Origin of the sequence: uncultured Xanthomonas sp. (genome assembly GCF_964278005.1) — a bacterium.
Taxonomy (GTDB): Bacteria; Pseudomonadota; Gammaproteobacteria; order Xanthomonadales; family Xanthomonadaceae; genus Xanthomonas_A; species Xanthomonas_A sontii.
The window spans coordinates 258,476-274,842 of the sequence record NZ_CAXYKF010000009.1 but is presented as its reverse complement, the minus strand read 5'-3'; the positions used below and the strand labels follow the sequence as shown (position 1 = coordinate 274,842).

At 68.2% G+C, this 16,367-nt stretch carries 10 protein-coding genes; 7 read left to right on the top strand and 3 right to left on the bottom strand.

Annotated features, from left to right (window positions below; all coding sequences use genetic code 11):
• Nucleotides 1-249 precede the first annotated feature (249 nt).
• The 5 genes from ACHWVH_RS06840 to ACHWVH_RS06820 all read left to right on the top strand — a co-directional run bounded on the left by ACHWVH_RS06840 (nt 250) and on the right by ACHWVH_RS06820 (nt 7,710).
• Nucleotides 250-2,475: a methyl-accepting chemotaxis protein gene (locus ACHWVH_RS06840; RefSeq protein ID WP_295923910.1), complete on the top strand. Its 2,226-nt coding sequence runs from the start codon at nt 250-252 to the stop codon at nt 2,473-2,475.
• A 97-nt stretch (nt 2,476-2,572) separates the two neighbouring features.
• The gene (locus tag ACHWVH_RS06835) at nt 2,573-3,439 is read left to right on the top strand and encodes a CheR family methyltransferase (protein WP_017917563.1); all 867 of its coding nucleotides are present in this window, start codon (nt 2,573-2,575) and stop codon (nt 3,437-3,439) included.
• Nucleotides 3,436-4,038, top strand: coding sequence for a chemoreceptor glutamine deamidase CheD (cheD, locus tag ACHWVH_RS06830; RefSeq protein ID WP_017908723.1), 603 nt, complete (start codon nt 3,436-3,438; stop codon nt 4,036-4,038). The genes ACHWVH_RS06835 and cheD overlap by 4 nt, the downstream gene beginning before the upstream one ends.
• Nucleotides 4,035-5,108, top strand: a complete 1,074-nt coding sequence (locus tag ACHWVH_RS06825; RefSeq protein WP_026143996.1) for a chemotaxis response regulator protein-glutamate methylesterase — start codon at nt 4,035-4,037, stop codon at nt 5,106-5,108. The genes cheD and ACHWVH_RS06825 overlap by 4 nt, the downstream gene beginning before the upstream one ends.
• Before the next feature lie 4 nt (nt 5,109-5,112).
• Nucleotides 5,113-7,710: an EAL domain-containing protein gene (locus tag ACHWVH_RS06820; RefSeq protein WP_394686865.1), complete on the top strand. Its 2,598-nt coding sequence runs from the start codon at nt 5,113-5,115 to the stop codon at nt 7,708-7,710.
• A gap of 132 nt (nt 7,711-7,842) precedes the next feature.
• On the opposite strand, the gene acnB is transcribed toward ACHWVH_RS06820, so the two are convergent.
• From acnB to ACHWVH_RS06805, 3 genes are read right to left on the bottom strand one after another with little or no spacing between them, the layout of a single operon-like run.
• Nucleotides 7,843-10,434 (bottom strand): bifunctional aconitate hydratase 2/2-methylisocitrate dehydratase, encoded by a 2,592-nt coding sequence (gene acnB / locus ACHWVH_RS06815; protein WP_152245898.1) that lies wholly within the window; start codon nt 10,432-10,434, stop codon nt 7,843-7,845.
• 52 nt (nt 10,435-10,486) lie between these two features.
• A complete protein-coding gene (locus ACHWVH_RS06810) occupies nt 10,487-10,894 on the bottom strand; it encodes a type II toxin-antitoxin system VapC family toxin (RefSeq protein ID WP_017908728.1) in 408 nt (135 codons plus the stop codon).
• Nucleotides 10,891-11,154, bottom strand: coding sequence for an AbrB/MazE/SpoVT family DNA-binding domain-containing protein (locus ACHWVH_RS06805; protein ID WP_010343322.1), 264 nt, complete (start codon nt 11,152-11,154; stop codon nt 10,891-10,893). The genes ACHWVH_RS06810 and ACHWVH_RS06805 overlap by 4 nt, the downstream gene beginning before the upstream one ends.
• A 149-nt stretch (nt 11,155-11,303) precedes the next feature.
• Between ACHWVH_RS06805 and acnA the strand changes: the two genes are divergently transcribed.
• Together acnA and ACHWVH_RS06795 are read left to right on the top strand one after the other, a co-directional pair.
• Nucleotides 11,304-14,063: an aconitate hydratase AcnA gene (gene acnA / locus ACHWVH_RS06800; RefSeq protein ID WP_394686864.1), complete on the top strand. Its 2,760-nt coding sequence runs from the start codon at nt 11,304-11,306 to the stop codon at nt 14,061-14,063.
• Between the two features lie 525 nt (nt 14,064-14,588).
• Nucleotides 14,589-16,274 carry a long-chain fatty acid--CoA ligase gene (locus tag ACHWVH_RS06795; protein ID WP_017917557.1) on the top strand — a complete coding sequence of 562 codons (1,686 nt, stop codon included), beginning with the start codon at nt 14,589-14,591 and terminating at the stop codon, nt 16,272-16,274.
• Nucleotides 16,275-16,367: the final 93 nt, after the last annotated feature.

The following is a 16,367-nucleotide window of genomic DNA, read 5'->3' as shown; positions in this document are numbered from 1 at the left end:
GCGCATGTCACCGCCGGATCACCACCGCGACCGTTCAGGGAGCACGTGATGCCCAGCCGCCGACATCCGCCATCGTCCACCCTCCCGTCGCGGCGCCGCGGCGCCGCACGCGCGCCCCTGTTCGGCATGGGTTCCCGCCCGCCTGCGCGCGCCGCCACTGGCGCGGCGCTGCCCTCGCCCCGCTTCGTCTTCGCCGGCTGACCGCCGGCCGCCCTGCTTTTTTCAACCGCTGCTGCACATGGAATGCCCATGAACGTACTTGCGCACCTGAAAATCCGCGACAAGCTGATCTTCGCCTTCGCCGTGACCACGCTGCTGACGGTCGTGCTGGGGGGCTTTACCTACTCCCGGACCAGCCTGTCCATCGCCGAGCTCAAGCACATCCAGCACGATTGGGTGCCGGCGACCCAGGCACTGGCCGAGGTGCGCGCGCAACTGGGCGAATTCCGTACCTACGAACTGGCGCAACTGTCGCGCGCCGGCGATCCCCAGGCCCAGGCCGACTACTTCAAGCGCATGCAGAAGGTGCGCACGGAGGTGGCGAAGAACCAGCAGGTCATCGCCGCGATGATGCGAGACCAGAAGCAGGTGCAGATGTACGCCGGCGTGCAGGAGACGCTGAAGGCCTACCTGCAGGCCAACACCGAGATGGGTGCGGCGCTGCGCGCCGGCGACGTGGCAGGCGCACAGAAGATCTCCGACACCCAGTCGCGGACGCTGCGCCGGACCCTGTTCGAGCGCATCGTGGCGCTGACCCAGTACAACGTCGCCGAACTGAACCGGGAGATGGAGCGCGCCGACAGCCAGCTGGCCAACACCAAGACCCTGATCGTGACGCTGCTCGGGCTGGCCGTGCTGTTCGCCAGCGTCACCGCCTGGCTGATCGCGCGCGGGATGGCGCGCCAACTGCACGCGGCCAAGCGCCTGTCGCAGGCGGTGGCGCGCGGCGAACTGGAGGGCGCCACCTATCCGCACGGCAAGGACGAGATCGGCGAGCTGATGGACGACATGCTGATCATGCGCTCGCGCGTCCACAGCGTGATCCGCGCCCAGGACGAGATGGCCCGGCAGCACGCGTGCGGCACCATCAGCTACCGCATGGACGAGAACGCCTTCCCCGGCGAGTACGGGCAGATGGTCAAGGGCACCAACGAACTGGTGGCCTCGCACATCGCAGTGAAGATGCGACTGCTGCAGATCATCCAGCGCTATGCGATCGGCGACCTGTCCGAAGACATGGACCGCCTGCCCGGCGAGAAGGCCGTGCTCACCGAAACCATGGACATGGCCAAGCAGAACCTGACCGCGATGAGCGAGCAGATCAAGCAGCTGGCGGAGGCGGCCGCGGCCGGCGCCTTCGGCACGCGCGGCGACCCGGAACGTTTCCAGTACGGGTTCCGGGTGATGGTGCAGGATCTCAACGCGATGATGGAGGTCAGCGACCGCAACCTGGGCGAGCTGTCCACGCTGCTGCGGGCCATCGCCGCCGGCGACCTGACCGCGCGCATGCACGGCGAGTTCCATGGCGTGTTCGGTCGCATGCGCGACGACGCCAACGCCACTGCCGCACAGCTGGCGGCGATCGTCGGCCGCATCCATGCCGCGGCCGCCAACATCAATGTCGCCTCCACCGAGATCGCCAGCGGCAACGGCGACCTGTCGCGCCGCACCGAACAGCAGGCGGCCAGCCTGGAGCGCACCGCCGCCTCGATGGAAGAGCTGACCTCCACGGTCAAGCAGAACGCCGAGTACGCACGCCAGGCCAACCAGCTTGCGGCCGGTGCCGCCGCGGTGGCCTCGCAGGGCGGCGACGTGGTCGGCCACGTGGTCACCACCATGAACGGGATCGAGGCCTCGTCGAAGAAGATCGCCGACATCATCAGCGTCATCGACGGCATCGCCTTCCAGACCAACATCCTGGCACTCAACGCCGCCGTCGAGGCCGCGCGCGCCGGCGATCAGGGCCGCGGCTTCGCCGTGGTCGCCACCGAGGTGCGCACCCTCGCCCAGCGTTCGGCCAATGCCGCCAAGGAGATCAAGACGCTGATCGACGAGTCGGTCGGCCGCGTCGCCGAAGGCTCGGCCCTGGTCGACCAGGCCGGCCGCACCATGAGCGAGATCGTGACCTCGGTGCGCCGCGTCACCGACATCATGGGCGAAATCGCCGCCGCCTCGCAGGAGCAGTCCGCCGGCATCGAGCAGGTCAACCAGACCGTGGTGCAGATGGACGAGAGCACCCAGCAGAACGCCGCGCTGGTGGAAGAAGCCACCGCCGCGGCGCGCTCGATGGAGGAACAGGCCGGCCAGTTGGGCGCGGCCATCGCCGCTTTCAAGCTGGACACCTACCAAGGCGTGGCCGCCAACGCGCCGATTGCGCAAGCCGCGCCAGCCCCGGCCCGCGCCAGGCCCCGAGCGGCGGCGCGCCCGCGCCCCGCCAGCGCCGCCGCCAGCGAGGCCCAGTGGCAGGAGTTCTGAGCCCGCACGCCACCGCCGGCGGTCTTTCCTGACTGCCGGCTGTCAATTTCGTCCGTTCCCGGCCGATAACCCGATTGACCGACCATCGCTGCGCACCATGGCCATCCAGACTCCCGCTTCGCCCTCCTCCGGTTCCGACAATCGCGACTTCGACTTCAGCGACCGCGATTTCAAGCGGGTCTGCGACCTGATCTACCAGAAGGCCGGCATCGCCCTGGCCCCGGCCAAGCGCGACATGGTCTACGGCCGGCTGTCGCGGCGCCTGCGCGTGCTGGGCCTGCGCTCGTTCCGCGACTACCTAGACTGGCTGGAGCGCGACGGCGGCGACGAATGGGAGGCGTTCACCAATGCGCTGACCACCAACCTGACCTCGTTCTTCCGCGAGCCGCACCATTTCGAGCGGCTGCGCGAAGAGTTGCAGAAGCACTCCGGCGCGGCGCCGCTGAAGATCTGGTCCTGCGCCTCGTCCACCGGTGAGGAGCCCTACTCGCTGGCGATCACCGCCTGCGAGGCGTTCGGCACGCTGACCCCGCCGGTGCGGATCCTGGCCACCGACGTCGACACCCAGGTGCTGGCCACCGCCTCGCGCGGCGTGTACGCGCTGGAACGCGTCGCCAGCCTCGATCCCGCCCTCAAGCGCAAGTATTTCCAGCGCGGCAGCGGCGCCAACGAAGGCCAGTGCCGGGTGCTGCCGGCGCTGCGCGACCTGCTCGAGTTCCGCCAGCTCAACCTGCTGGAACCGCGCTACGACGTGGCCGGCCCGTACCTGGCGCTGTTCTGCCGCAACGTGATGATCTATTTCGACAAGCCCACCCAGCGCGGCATCCTGTCGCGGCTGATTCCGCACCTGGACGACGACGGCATGCTCTACACCGGCCATTCGGAAAACTATCTGCATGCGGCCGACCTGATCCAGCCCTGCGGCCGCACGCTGTATCGCCGGGCGCAGAAGGATCGCGCATGAGCGCCGCGGCCATGGCCCTGGACCAGGTGATGCGCTATCACGACACGCGCTTCCAGACGATGGCGGCCAAGCTGTTGCCGACCCAGTACCTGGTGGTGGACGACGACACCGCGCTGACCACCATCCTGGGTTCGTGCGTGGCCGCCTGCATCCGCGACCCGCTGCTGAAGATCGGCGGCATGAACCACTTCATGCTGCCCGACGGCCAGAGCGGCGACGGCGCGCCGGCCCGCTACGGCAGCTATGCGATGGAAGTGCTGATCAACGACCTGCTCAAGCGCGGCGCCGCACGCAACCGCCTGGAAGCCAAGGTGTTCGGCGGCGGCAACGTGCTCAAGGGCTTCACCAACAATCCGGTCGGCACGCGCAACGCCGACTTCGTGCTGAACTACCTCAAGGCCGAACATATCCCGGTGGTGGCCGAGGATCTGCGCGGCATCCATCCGCGCAAGATCTGGTTCTTCCCCGCTACCGGCCGCGTGGTCGTGCAGCGCCTGCCGCACGCGCACGAGGAAGCCGAAATCGCCGCGGCCGAGTCGGCGGTGCGCGCCCGTCTCGCCAAAGCCCCCGTCACCGGTGCCGTGGAGTTGTTCGAATGAGCCTGGAAGCCCCTTGCCGCGTGCTGATCGTCGACGACTCGGCGGTCGTGCGACAGATCCTTACCGAAATCCTGTCGGGCGCGCCCGGCGTGGAAGTGGTCGGCTCGGCCGCCGACCCGCTGCTGGCGCGCGAGAAGATCAAGCGTCTGAATCCGGACGTGATCACCCTGGACGTGGAAATGCCGCGCATGGACGGGCTGGCGTTCCTGGAAAACCTGATGCGGCTGCGGCCCACGCCGGTGGTGATGATTTCCTCGCTGACCGAGCGCGGCGCCGACACCACCTTGCAGGCGCTGTCGCTGGGCGCGGTCGACTTCGTCTCCAAGCCCAAGCTCGACGTGGCCCGCGGGCTGGAGGAGTACGCCGAAGAGATCATCGCCAAGGTCAAGAACGCGTCCAAGGCCAAGGTCCGCGCCCTGGACCGGCCGGCCGCGCCGAAACCGGCCGGCGCCACCGCCACGCCCGCCGCGGTGTCCTCGCTGAAGTTCCGCACCACCGACCGGCTGATCGCCATCGGCGCCTCCGCCGGCGGCACCGAAGCGCTGCGCGTGGTGCTGGAAGGCATGCCGGCCGACGCGCCTGCGGTGGTCATGACCCAGCACCTGCCGGCCGGCTTCAGCACCGCGTTCGCCGACCGCCTCAACCGGCACTCGGCCATGGCCGTGCGCGAAGCGACCGAAGGCGAAGCGATCCTGCCCGGCCACGCCTACCTGCCGCCCGGCGGCAAGCACCTGCAGGTGATCCGCGACGGTGCGCGCTGGCGCTGCAAGATCGACGACGGCCCGCCGGTCAACCGGCACAAGCCGGCGGTGGACGTGCTGTTCCAGTCGGTGGCACGCAACGCCGGCGCCAACGCCATCGGCGCGATCCTCACCGGCATGGGCGACGACGGCGCGCGCGGCCTGCTGGAAATGCTGCAGGCCGGGGCCAGCACCCTGGTCCAGGACGAGGCCACCAGCGTGGTCTGGGGCATGCCCGGCACCGCCTTCCGCCTGGGCGCGGCGCAGGAGGTCTTGCCGCTGGACAAGATCGCCGAGCGGCTGATCGCCTTGTCCGTGCAGGCGCGCTGACACCATGCCGGGCCGCCGCGTCACAACGTCGAGCGTGCCCAGCGACGTCAGCGTGGAGGCGGCGCGGGTGGCATCGGCCCGTTCCGAACTGGACCTGCTGCTCTGCCTGCAGTACGCGCCGGAAGGCGTGCTGATCGTCGATCCGCAGGCGCGTGTGGTTGCCTTCAACCACACCGCCGAGGCGCTGTGGAACCGTCCCCGCGCGCAGGTGCTGGGGCGGCCGCTCGGCGAGTTGGCCGATGCCGACGTGCGCGACGACTTCCTCGCGCATTGCCTGCACGACGGCGGCAGCGGCAGCTACGAGCTGCTGTTGCGCGACTACGATGGCGCAGCGCGCTGGCTGGCGGTGAGCGCAGCGCGGGCACCGCAGCACTACAGCCAATTGCAGGTGCTGTTCGTGCGCGACATCAGCGCCGAGCGCGCTCGCGACGCCAGGATGCGGCTGCTGTCGCTGGCGCTGGACTCCAGCGACAACGCCATCGTCGTCTGCGATCCGGAATTGAACACCCTCTATGTCAACGCCGGCTTCAGCCAGGTGTTCGGCTACGCCGAGAGCGAAGTGCTGGGACGCCTGCCCAGCAGCGTGCTGAGCGGCCCCGGCACCGACCTGCAGACCGTGCAGCACACCCGCGAACGCGTGCGCGCCGGTTTCGGCCACCAGACCGACATCCTCGCCTACCGCAAGGACGGCACCCCGCTGTGGGCCACCCTGGTGGCCACCCCCATCGCCAGCGAGGATGGCAGCCAACAGCACTACATCCTCTCGTTCACCGACATCACCCAGAGCAAGATGCACGAGGTGCTGCACAAGAACGTGCTGGATGCGCTGGTCCGCGAACAGCCGCTGATCGAGGTCGCCACGCTGATCTGCAAGGAGGTCGAGCGCATCGCGCCGGAACTGATGGCCGCGATCGTGAGTGTCGACGGCAGCGGCTGCCTGCAGCCGCTGGCGGCGCCGAGCATGCCGGCGCGGTTCGGCGAGACCATGAACAACATGCGCGCCGGACCGCGTGCCGGCGCCCTCGCCACCTCGATCTGGCGCGGCAAGCAGGTACTGGTCCTCGACCCGCACACCGACCCGCTGTTCGCCGACTACATGGGGCTGGTGCAGCATGTGCAGTTGGGCACCTGCGTGGCCACCCCGATCAAGTCCAGCAGCGGTCGCGTCCTCGGCAGCTTCGCGCTGTGCTATCGGCAGGTGCGCGAGCCATTGGCCTGGCACCTGCGCCTGATCGAGCTCTGCGTGCATCTGTGCGCCCTGGCGCTGGAACGCGAGCAGACCAGGGCACGCGTGCACCAGCTCGCCTTCTACGACTCGCTCACCGGCCTGCCCAACCGGGTGATGTTCAGCGCCCGCGCCGAGCAGGCGCTGGCCGCCGCCGAGCATCAGGGCGCACCGGTGGCGATCCTGTTCGTGGACCTCGACCGCTTCAAGCGCATCAACGAGACCCAGGGCCATGCCGCCGGCGACGGCCTGCTGCGCGACATCGCCCAGCGCATCGGCGACACCCTGGGCCTGACCGATCTGGTCGGCCGCCAGGCCGGCGACGAGTTCGTGCTGATGCTGCCGAACTGCAGCGTCGAACAGGCCGCCGGCGTCGCCGAGCGCCTGCTGCTGGTTCTGGCCGAGCCGCTGGTGGTGGGCCAGGTGACCCTGCACCCCAGCGCCAGCATCGGCGTGGCCATGTTCCCCGACGACGGCCGCGACATCGAGACCTTGCTGCGCCATGCCGACCTGGCCATGTTCCGGGCCAAGCACGAAGGCGGCGACAGCGTGCGTTACTTCAGTTCCGACATGAACCGCATGGCGCAGGAACGCGTGGCAATGGAGACCGCGCTGCGCGACGCCCTGCATCGCAACAAACTGCAGCTGCACTACCAGCCGCAACTGGACAGCCAGGCGCCGCACGCGCTGTACGGCGTGGAGGCGCTGCTGCGCTGGGAACATCCCAATCTCGGCGCGATCTCGCCGGCGCGGTTCGTGCCGATGGCCGAAGAATGCGGGTTGATCGACGAGCTCGGGCAGTGGGTCTTGCGCGAAGCCTGCCGGCAGATGGCCGACTGGCGTCTGCGCGGCATCGCGGTGCCGCGCGTGGCGGTGAACCTGTCGGCGAACAACTTCGCCGACCCCGAATTGCCCACGCGGGTGGAAGGCCTGCTCACCGCGTCCGGCCTGCAACCGTCCGACCTGGCACTGGAAATGACCGAGAGCGTCATGCTCTCCAACACCAACGCGGTGCTGGCCAACCTGCGCCAGTTGCAGGCCAGCGGCGTGCTGCTGTCGCTGGACGACTTCGGCACCGGCTATTCCAGCCTCAGCCATCTGCACCAGTTGCCGGTCAACGAGCTCAAGCTGGACATGAGCTTCGTCAGCGACCTGGAGCACTGCCAGACTTCGCGAGCGCTGACCACCTCGGTCCTGCGGATCGGCGAAACCCTGGGCATGCACACGGTCGCCGAGGGCGTGGAAACCGAAGCGCAACGCGCGTTCCTGGCGCGGCTGGGCTGCCGCGTGCTGCAGGGCTTCCTGTTCGCGCCGGCGCTGCCGGCGGCGGCGCTGGAACACTGGCTGCAAGGGCGAGCGTCCGCACCACAGGCCTAGCGCAGGCAAGCGGCGAGCCCACCGTCGTACGCAGCGCAGGCACCACCAACGAAAAAGCCCGGCAGTGCCGGGCTTCTTCGTTGCGACCGTGCCGCATGGGCGGCACGTCGCGTCAGCGCATCGCCGGGGCGATCAGGCCGCGACCGTGGCGGCCACGTCCTGGTAGTCCTGGATCTGATCGAAGTTCATGTAGCGATAGATCTGTTCGCCACTGGTCTTGATCACGCCCACGTCGGCCATGTACTCGTCCTTGGTCGGGATGCGGCCCAGGCGCGAGCAGATCGCCGCCAGTTCCGCCGAGCCCAGGTACACGTTGGTGTTGCGGCCCAGGCGGTTGGGGAAGTTGCGGGTGGAGGTCGAGAACACCGTGGCGCCCTCGCGCGCCTGCGCCTGGTTGCCCATGCACAGCGAGCAGCCCGGCATTTCCATGCGCGCGCCGGCGGCGCCGAAGGTGCCGTAGTGGCCTTCCTTGGTCAGCTCCGAGGCGTCCATCTTGGTCGGCGGCGCGACCCACAGGCGGGTCGGGATGTCGCGCTTGCCTTCCAGCAGCTTGGCCGCGGCACGGAAGTGACCGATGTTGGTCATGCACGAGCCGATGAACACTTCGTCGATCGCCGCACCGGCGACGTCGGACAGGGTCTTCACGTCGTCCGGGTCGTTCGGGCAGGCCACGATCGGCTCGTGGATGTCGGCCAGGTCGATCTCGATCACCGCCGCGTACTCGGCGTCGGCATCGGGCTCGAGCAGCTGCGGGTCGGCCAGCCACTCCTCCATCTTCTTGATCCTCCGCGCCAGCGAACGCGCGTCGGCATAGCCTTCGGCGATCATCCACTTCAGCAGGGTGATGTTGCTGGTCAGGTACTCGACGATCGGCTCCTTGTTCAGGCGCACCGTGCAGCCGGCGGCCGAACGCTCGGCGGAGGCGTCGGACAGTTCGAACGCCTGCTCCACCTTCAGCTCCGGCAGGCCTTCGATCTCCAGGATGCGGCCGGAGAAGATATTCTTCTTGCCCTGCTTGGCCACGGTCAGCAGGCCCTGCTTGATCGCGTACAGCGGGATCGCGTTGACCAGATCGCGCAGGGTCACGCCCGGCTGCATCTGCCCCTTGAAGCGCACCAGCACGCTCTCGGGCATGTCCAGCGGCATGACGCCGGTGGCGGCGGCGAAGGCGACCAGGCCGGAACCGGCCGGGAACGAGATGCCGATCGGGAAGCGGGTGTGCGAATCGCCGCCGGTGCCGACGGTGTCGGGCAACAGCATGCGGTTGAGCCAGCTGTGGATCACGCCGTCGCCCGGACGCAGCGACACGCCGCCGCGGGTGGAGATGAACTCCGGCAGGGTGTGGTGGGTCTTGACGTCCACCGGCTTCGGATACGCCGCGGTGTGGCAGAACGACTGCATCACCAGGTCGGCGGAGAAGCCCAGGCAGGCCAGGTCCTTCAGCTCGTCGCGGGTCATCGGGCCGGTGGTGTCCTGCGAGCCCACCGAGGTCATCTTCGGTTCGCAGTAGGTGCCCGGGCGCATGCCCTGGCCTTCCGGCAGGCCGCAGGCGCGGCCGACCATCTTCTGCGCCAGCGAGAAGCCCTTACCGGTGTCCGGCGGGTCCATCGGCAGGCGGAACAGGGTCGAGGCCGGCAGGCCCAGGAACTCGCGCGCCTTGGCGGTGAGGCCACGGCCGACGATCAGCGGGATGCGGCCGCCGGCGCGCACTTCGTCGAACAGCACGTCCGACTTCATCGCGAACTCGGCGATCACCTGCCCGTTCTTCAGCGCCTTGCCCTCGTACGGACGCAGTTCGACCACGTCGCCGTGCTCCATCTGCGACACGTCCAGCTCGATCGGCAGCGCGCCGGCGTCTTCCATGGTGTTGTAGAAGATCGGCGCGATCTTCGAACCCAGGCACACGCCGCCGAAACGCTTGTTGGGGATGTACGGAATGTCCTCGCCGGTCCACCACAGCACCGAGTTGGTCGCCGACTTGCGCGAGGAACCGGTGCCGACCACGTCGCCGACGTAGGCGACCAGGTGGCCCTTGGCCTTGAGGTCGGCGATGGCCTGGATCGGGCCGCGCTTGCCGTCTTCTTCCGGCTCGAACGGGGCGCCGTCGCGCTTGTTCTTCAGCATCGCCAGCGCGTGCAGCGGGATGTCCGGGCGGGTGGTGGCGTCCGGCGCCGGCGACAGGTCGTCGGTGTTGGTCTCGCCAGGCACCTTGAACACGGTGATGGTCAGGCTCTGCGGCACTTCCGGCTTGCTGGTGAACCACTCAGCCTCGGCCCAGCTCTGCAGCACGGCCTTGGCGTGCGCGTTGCCGGCCTCGGCCTTTTCCTGCACGTCGTGGAAGGCGTCGAAGATCAGCAGCGTGTGCTTGAGGCCTTCGGCGGCGACCGCGCCCAGCTCGGCGTTGTCCAACAGCTCGACCAGCGGATGGATGTTGTAGCCGCCGAGCATGGTGCCCAGCAGTTCGGTGGCGCGGGTGGGCGAGATCAGCGGGGTCTTCTCGCTGCCGAAGGCGACCGCGGCCAGGTACGAGGCCTTGACCTTGGCGGCGTCGTCGACGCCGGCCGGCACGCGCTGGCTCAGCAGCTCGACCAGGAACTGCTCCTCGCCGGCCGGCGGGTTCTTCAGCAGTTCGATGACCTGCGCGGTCTGCTGCGCGCTCAGCGGCAGCGGCGGGATTCCGAGCGCGGCGCGCTCTGCAACGTGGTGGCGATAGGCTTCCAACATGCGGGTTCTCCGGAAAAATACGGTGGGGATGTGCGGCAGCGGCGGCGCGGCGTCAGCCGGCAGGCTTGGGGACGATGATCTTCAGGCCTTTGAAGTAATCGCGGAAAAAACGGTCGTCGTGGGTGATCAGGCCATCGCATTGCAGCAGCGCATGCGCACCGATCAGGAAATCGGCCACCACCCGCTCGCGCTTGCCGCCACGGGCGCGGAAGCGGCGCTGCATCTCGCCGGCGCGCAAGGCCGACTTGGCCTCCAGCGCGCTGAAGCGGATGCTCATGTCCTCCAGCACCGACAAGGCCTCGGCGCCGTCGCGCAGCGCGCTGCAGACCTCGGCCAGGACGATGTCGCAGACCACCACCGGGCCGGTGCTCAGGCACTGGCGCAGGCAGGCTTCGGTGGCATCGGCCTGCGGGCCGTCGGCCAGCAGGTCCACCAGCACGGACGAGTCGATGGCGATCATGCGCCGGCGTCGGGCTCGGGTTCGAACGGATCGCCCGGGGCACGGCCGCGGATGGCGCGCATCGCCTCGTCGGTGCTGGCGAAGCCGTCGAGCTTGAAGCGGCCGCGGGCGCGCGAGATGGCATCGTCCACGCTCTTGCGCAGGATGATCCGGCCGCCATCCAGTTCCACCTTCAGGATGGTGCCCTTGCTCAGGCCCAGCGCATCGCGCACGGCCTTCGGCAGGGTGATCTGACCGCGTTCGGCGACAGTGGCTTCCATCGGGCTGGCTCCACAAGGTATGTACGAATTTTACATACTTGAAGCGTCATACTCAAGCCCGCATACAGCGGCGGTCACACCTGCCATACACACTGAATCGGTCAGAATGACCGCAGTCCCTACAGCCGCGACGCCATAGGAGTTCCGTGATGAGCGATTCCTTTTCCACCCGCGCCTCGCTCGAGGTCAACGGCCAACGCTACGCCTACTACAGCCTGCCCAGGCTCGCCGAGCGCTTCGATATCGCCCGCCTGCCCTACTCGCTGAAGATCCTGCTGGAAAACCTGTTGCGCCACGAAGACGGCGGCGTGACCGTGGGCAAGGACCACATCGAGGCAGTGGCCAAGTGGGATCCCAAGGCCGAACCCGACACCGAGATCGCCTTCATGCCGGCGCGCGTGGTGCTGCAGGACTTCACCGGCGTGCCCTGCGTGGTCGACCTGGCGGCGATGCGCGATGCGGTGGTCAAGCTCGGCGGACGCCCGGAGCAGATCAACCCGCTGATCCCCTCGGAACTGGTGATCGACCACTCGGTGCAGGTGGACGTGTTCGGCAAGCCCGACGCGCTGGATCTCAACGGCAAGATCGAATTCCAGCGCAACAAGGAACGCTACGGCTTCCTGCGCTGGGGCCAGAAGGCCTTCGACAACTTCAAGGTGGTGCCGCCGAACACCGGCATCGTGCACCAGGTCAACCTGGAGCACCTGGCGCGGGTGGTGATGACCGGCGAGCGCGACGGCGAGGCGATCGCCTACCCGGACACCGTGTTCGGCACCGACAGCCACACCACCATGATCAACGGCATCGGCGTGCTCGGCTGGGGCGTGGGCGGCATCGAGGCGGAAGCGGCGATGCTCGGCCAGCCTTCGTCGATGCTGATCCCGCAGGTGGTGGGCTTCAAGCTCACCGGCAAGCTGCCCGAAGGCGCCACCGCCACCGACCTGGTGCTGACGGTGACGCAGATGCTGCGCAAGCACGGCGTGGTCGGCAAGTTCGTCGAGTTCTTCGGCGACGGCCTGCAGCACCTGCCGCTGGCCGACCGCGCCACCATCGGCAACATGGCGCCCGAGTACGGCGCCACCTGCGGCATCTTCCCGATCGACGCCGAATCGCTGACCTATCTGCGCCTGTCCGGGCGCAGCGAGGAGCAGATCGCGCTGGTCGAGGCCTACGCCAAGGCGCAGGGCCTGTGGCACGACGCCGACAGCGCGCATGCCGAATACAGCGCCGTCCTGGAACTGGACATGGGCGAGGTCAAGCCGTCGCTGGCCGGCCCCAAGCGCCCGCAGGACCGCGTGCTGCTGGAAGACATGCAGCGCAACTACCGCGACAGTCTGGTGCCGTTCGCCGACGCGCGCGCCAAGCGCCGCAGCGATGCCGTGCAGGAAGACCGGCTCAAGAACGAAGGCGGCGGCGGCACTGCGGTCGGCGCCCAGGCGGCGCATGCGCAGGACGCCGAGGCCAGCGGCGCCGGCTGGCGCCTGCGCGACGGCGCGGTGGTGATCGCGGCGATCACCTCCTGCACCAACACCTCCAACCCGGCGGTGATGCTCGGCGCCGGCCTGCTCGCGCGCAATGCCGTGGCCAAGGGCCTGAAGGCGCAGCCTTGGGTCAAGACCTCGCTCGGGCCGGGTTCGCTGGTGGTCACCGACTACCTGAAGAAGGCCGGGGTCATGCGCGACCTGGAACAGCTCGGCTTCTACGTGGTCGGCTACGGCTGCACCACCTGCATCGGCAACTCCGGCCCGCTGCCCGAGGACGTCTCCGCGGCGATCGCCAAGGACGACCTGGTGGTGGCCTCGGTGCTGTCGGGCAACCGCAACTTCGAAGGCCGCGTGCATCCGGAAGTGAAGATGAACTACCTGGCCTCGCCGCCGCTGGTGGTCGCCTATGCCATCGCCGGCACCACCGACATCGACCTGACGCGCGACCCGCTCGGCACCGGCAGCGACGGCCAGCCGGTGTACCTGCGCGACATCTGGCCGAGCAACAAGGAGATCGGCGACACCATCGCCGCCACGGTCGGCCCGGAGATGTTCAAGCAGAACTACGCCGACGTGTTCAAGGGCGACAGCCGCTGGAACACCATCGCATCGCCCGATGGCGAGCTGTACGCGTGGGATGGCGCCTCCACCTACATCAAGAACCCGCCCTACTTCGACGGCATGACCATGCAGGTCGGCCGCATCGAGGACGTGCACGGCGCGCGCGTGCTGGGCCTGTTCGGCGATTCGATCACCACCGACCACATCTCCCCGGCCGGCAACATCAAGAAGGACTCGCCGGCGGGCCGCTTCCTGCAGGAGCGCGGCGTGCAGCCGGCCGACTTCAACAGCTACGGCAGCCGCCGCGGCAATGACGACGTCATGGTCCGCGGCACCTTCGCCAACATCCGCATCAAGAACCTGATGTTCGGCGGCGAGGAAGGCGGCAACACCCTGTACCACCCGCCCGGCGGTGGCCAGCCGGAAAAGCTGGCGATCTACGACGCGGCGATGAAGTACAAGGCCGACGGCGTGCCGCTGGTGGTGATCGGCGGCAAGGAGTACGGCACCGGCTCCTCGCGCGACTGGGCAGCCAAGGGCACCAACCTGCTCGGGGTCAAGGCCGTGATCGCCGAGAGCTTCGAACGCATCCACCGCTCCAACCTGGTCGGCATGGGCGTGCTGCCGCTGCAGTTCCTCGACGGCCAGAACGCGCAGAGCCTGGGCCTGGACGGCTCGGAAGTGGTCGAGATCACCGGCCTGCAGGACGGCGCCAGCAAGCGCGCCAAGGTCGTCGCGACCAAGGCCGACGGCAGTGCGCAGTCCTTCGAGGTGGCGGTGATGCTGCTGACCCCGAAGGAAGTGGAGTACTTCCGCCACGGCGGCCTGCTGCAGTACGTACTGCGGCAGTTGGCCGCGCGCTGACCGACACTGCGCTTTCCGACAGCGGAAACCCGGCCCCCGCGCCTGCGCGGGGGCGCTGCCAGGGTCCGCGAATTGACGCTTGCATGCGCGCGCACGCAAGAGCAAAGGCTTTCGCCTTTCGGCGAGTTACTTTTCTTTGCTTGTGCAAAGAAAAGTAACCAAAAGAAAGCACACCCTGCCTCGCGCCCTCCGCGCTGCGCGCTCCGGGTCCGCGTCCAGCCCGGGGATCCGCGGAAGGGGCATCCTGCCCCTGCCGCGGACGGCGCACGTCCTTGTGCGCCGCCCCTTCGGGGTTTTTCCCCGAACTGGCCGCCGCTTCGGAAGGGAACCGGTAAAAGCAACAGCAACAGCAACAGCAGAGATGGTCTTCGGCACGCTTGCCCTAGCAACGCAAAACACGCTCGCCCGCGAGGCATCCACCCCACCCCTGTTCGCCTTTTCCCTACGGAACGGTATGCTGCCGTTGCCGGTTCTAGCGGATACTGTCCGTACAGAGCCCAACAATACGTTTCCTGGAGGGGGAATATGAGTCTGGATCGTCCGTGGTTGCAGAGTTATCCGGCCGGCGTTGGCGCCGACATCAACGTCGACGAGTACCGCTCCGTCGCCGCGGTGTTCGAAAGCTCCGTGGCCAAGTTCGGAGACCGCCCCGCCTACTGCAACTTCGGCAAGACCCTGACCTACCGCGAGGCCGGCGAACTGGCCCGGCAATTCGCCGGCTACCTGCTGGGCGAACTGCAGCTCAAGAAAGGCGACCGCGTCGCCCTGATGATGCCCAACTGCCTGCAGTACCCCATCGCCACCTTCGGCGTGCTGCTGGCCGGCATGACCGTGGTCAACGTCAATCCGCTGTACACCCCGCGCGAACTGCGCCACCAGCTGATCGACTCCGGCGCCAGCGCCCTGGTGGTGATCGACAACTTCGGTACCACCGTGCAGGAAGTGCTCGCCGATACCCCCGTCAAACAGGTCATCACCACCGGCCTGGGCGACATGCTGGGCTTCCCCAAGGGCCCGCTGGTCAACTTCGTGCTGAAGTACGTCAAGAAGCTGGTGCCGGACTACGACATCCCCAACGCGATCCGCTTCCGCGACGCGCTGACCCTGGGCCGCCTGCACACGCTGCCTCAGATCGACATCGAACCGGACGACATCGCCTTCCTGCAGTACACCGGCGGCACCACCGGCGTAGCCAAGGGCGCGATGCTGACCCACCGCAATCTGGTCGCCAACATGCTGCAGGCCGGCGCCTGGATCTCGGCGACCGGCAAGCTGGAGGAAGGCAAGGAAGTCATCATCACCGCGCTGCCGCTGTACCACATCTTCGCGCTGACCGCGAACGGGCTGGTCTTCATGAAGCTCGGCGGGCTCAACCACCTGATCAGCAATCCGCGCGACATGCCGGGCTTCGTCAAGGAGCTGCAGAAGACCCGCTTCACCGCCTTCACCGGCGTCAACACCCTGTTCAACGGCCTGCTCAACACCCCCGGCTTCGACAAGGTGGATTTCTCCTCGCTGAAGTTCACCCTCGGCGGCGGCATGGCGGTGCAACGCGCGGTGGCCGAGCGCTGGAAGCAGGTCACCGGGGTCACCCTGGTCGAAGCCTACGGCCTCACCGAGACCTCGCCGGCGGCCTGCATCAACCCGCTGACCCTGACCGAATACAACGGCGCGATCGGCCTGCCGATCCCGTCCACCGACGCCTGCGTCAAGGACGACCAGGGCCAGGTCCTCGCCCATGGCGAGGTCGGCGAGCTGTGCATCCGCGGGCCGCAGGTGATGAAGGGCTACTGGCGCCGGCCGGAGGAAACCGCCAGCGCCATCGACGCCGACGGCTGGCTGCACACCGGCGACATGGCGCGGATGGATCCGCAGGGCTTCTTCTACATCGTCGACCGCAAGAAGGACATGATCCTGGTGTCCGGCTTCAACGTCTATCCGAACGAGGTCGAGGACGTCATCGCGATGATGCCGGGCGTGCTGGAAGTGGCCGCGGTCGGTGTGCCGGACGAAAAATCCGGCGAGGCGGTCAAGGTGGTGATCGTGAAGAAGGACCCCAACCTGACCGCCGAGGAGGTGAAGGCGCACGCCCGCGCCAACCTCACCGGCTACAAGCACCCGCGCATCGTCGAGTTCCGCAAGGAGCTGCCCAAGACCAACGTGGGCAAGATCCTGCGGCGCGAACTGCGGGACGCGCCGCCGCCGCAATAAGCAGGTCCGACGGGCGCCCGCGCGGCGCCCGCGCAGGCGCTGGCGGGGCGAGTTCCGGCCGCGGCACCCGGGTGTAGCATCCGCCGGGTGGAA

Excerpts from the sequence above, each read along its gene's own strand:
- ACHWVH_RS06835 (WP_017917563.1), top strand. The coding sequence starts at position 2,573 with ATGGCCATCCAGACTCCCGCTTCGCCCTCCTCCGGTTCCGACAATCGC.
- ACHWVH_RS06795 (WP_017917557.1), top strand. The coding sequence starts at position 14,589 with ATGAGTCTGGATCGTCCGTGGTTGCAGAGTTATCCGGCCGGCGTTGGC.
- ACHWVH_RS06810 (WP_017908728.1), bottom strand. The coding sequence starts at position 10,894 with ATGATCGCCATCGACTCGTCCGTGCTGGTGGACCTGCTGGCCGACGGC.
- acnB (WP_152245898.1), bottom strand. The coding sequence starts at position 10,434 with ATGTTGGAAGCCTATCGCCACCACGTTGCAGAGCGCGCCGCGCTCGGA.
- ACHWVH_RS06825 (WP_026143996.1), top strand. The coding sequence starts at position 4,035 with ATGAGCCTGGAAGCCCCTTGCCGCGTGCTGATCGTCGACGACTCGGCG.
- ACHWVH_RS06805 (WP_010343322.1), bottom strand. The coding sequence starts at position 11,154 with ATGGAAGCCACTGTCGCCGAACGCGGTCAGATCACCCTGCCGAAGGCC.
- acnA (WP_394686864.1), top strand. The coding sequence starts at position 11,304 with ATGAGCGATTCCTTTTCCACCCGCGCCTCGCTCGAGGTCAACGGCCAA.
- cheD (WP_017908723.1), top strand. The coding sequence starts at position 3,436 with ATGAGCGCCGCGGCCATGGCCCTGGACCAGGTGATGCGCTATCACGAC.
- ACHWVH_RS06820 (WP_394686865.1), top strand. The coding sequence starts at position 5,113 with ATGCCGGGCCGCCGCGTCACAACGTCGAGCGTGCCCAGCGACGTCAGC.
- ACHWVH_RS06840 (WP_295923910.1), top strand. The coding sequence starts at position 250 with ATGAACGTACTTGCGCACCTGAAAATCCGCGACAAGCTGATCTTCGCC.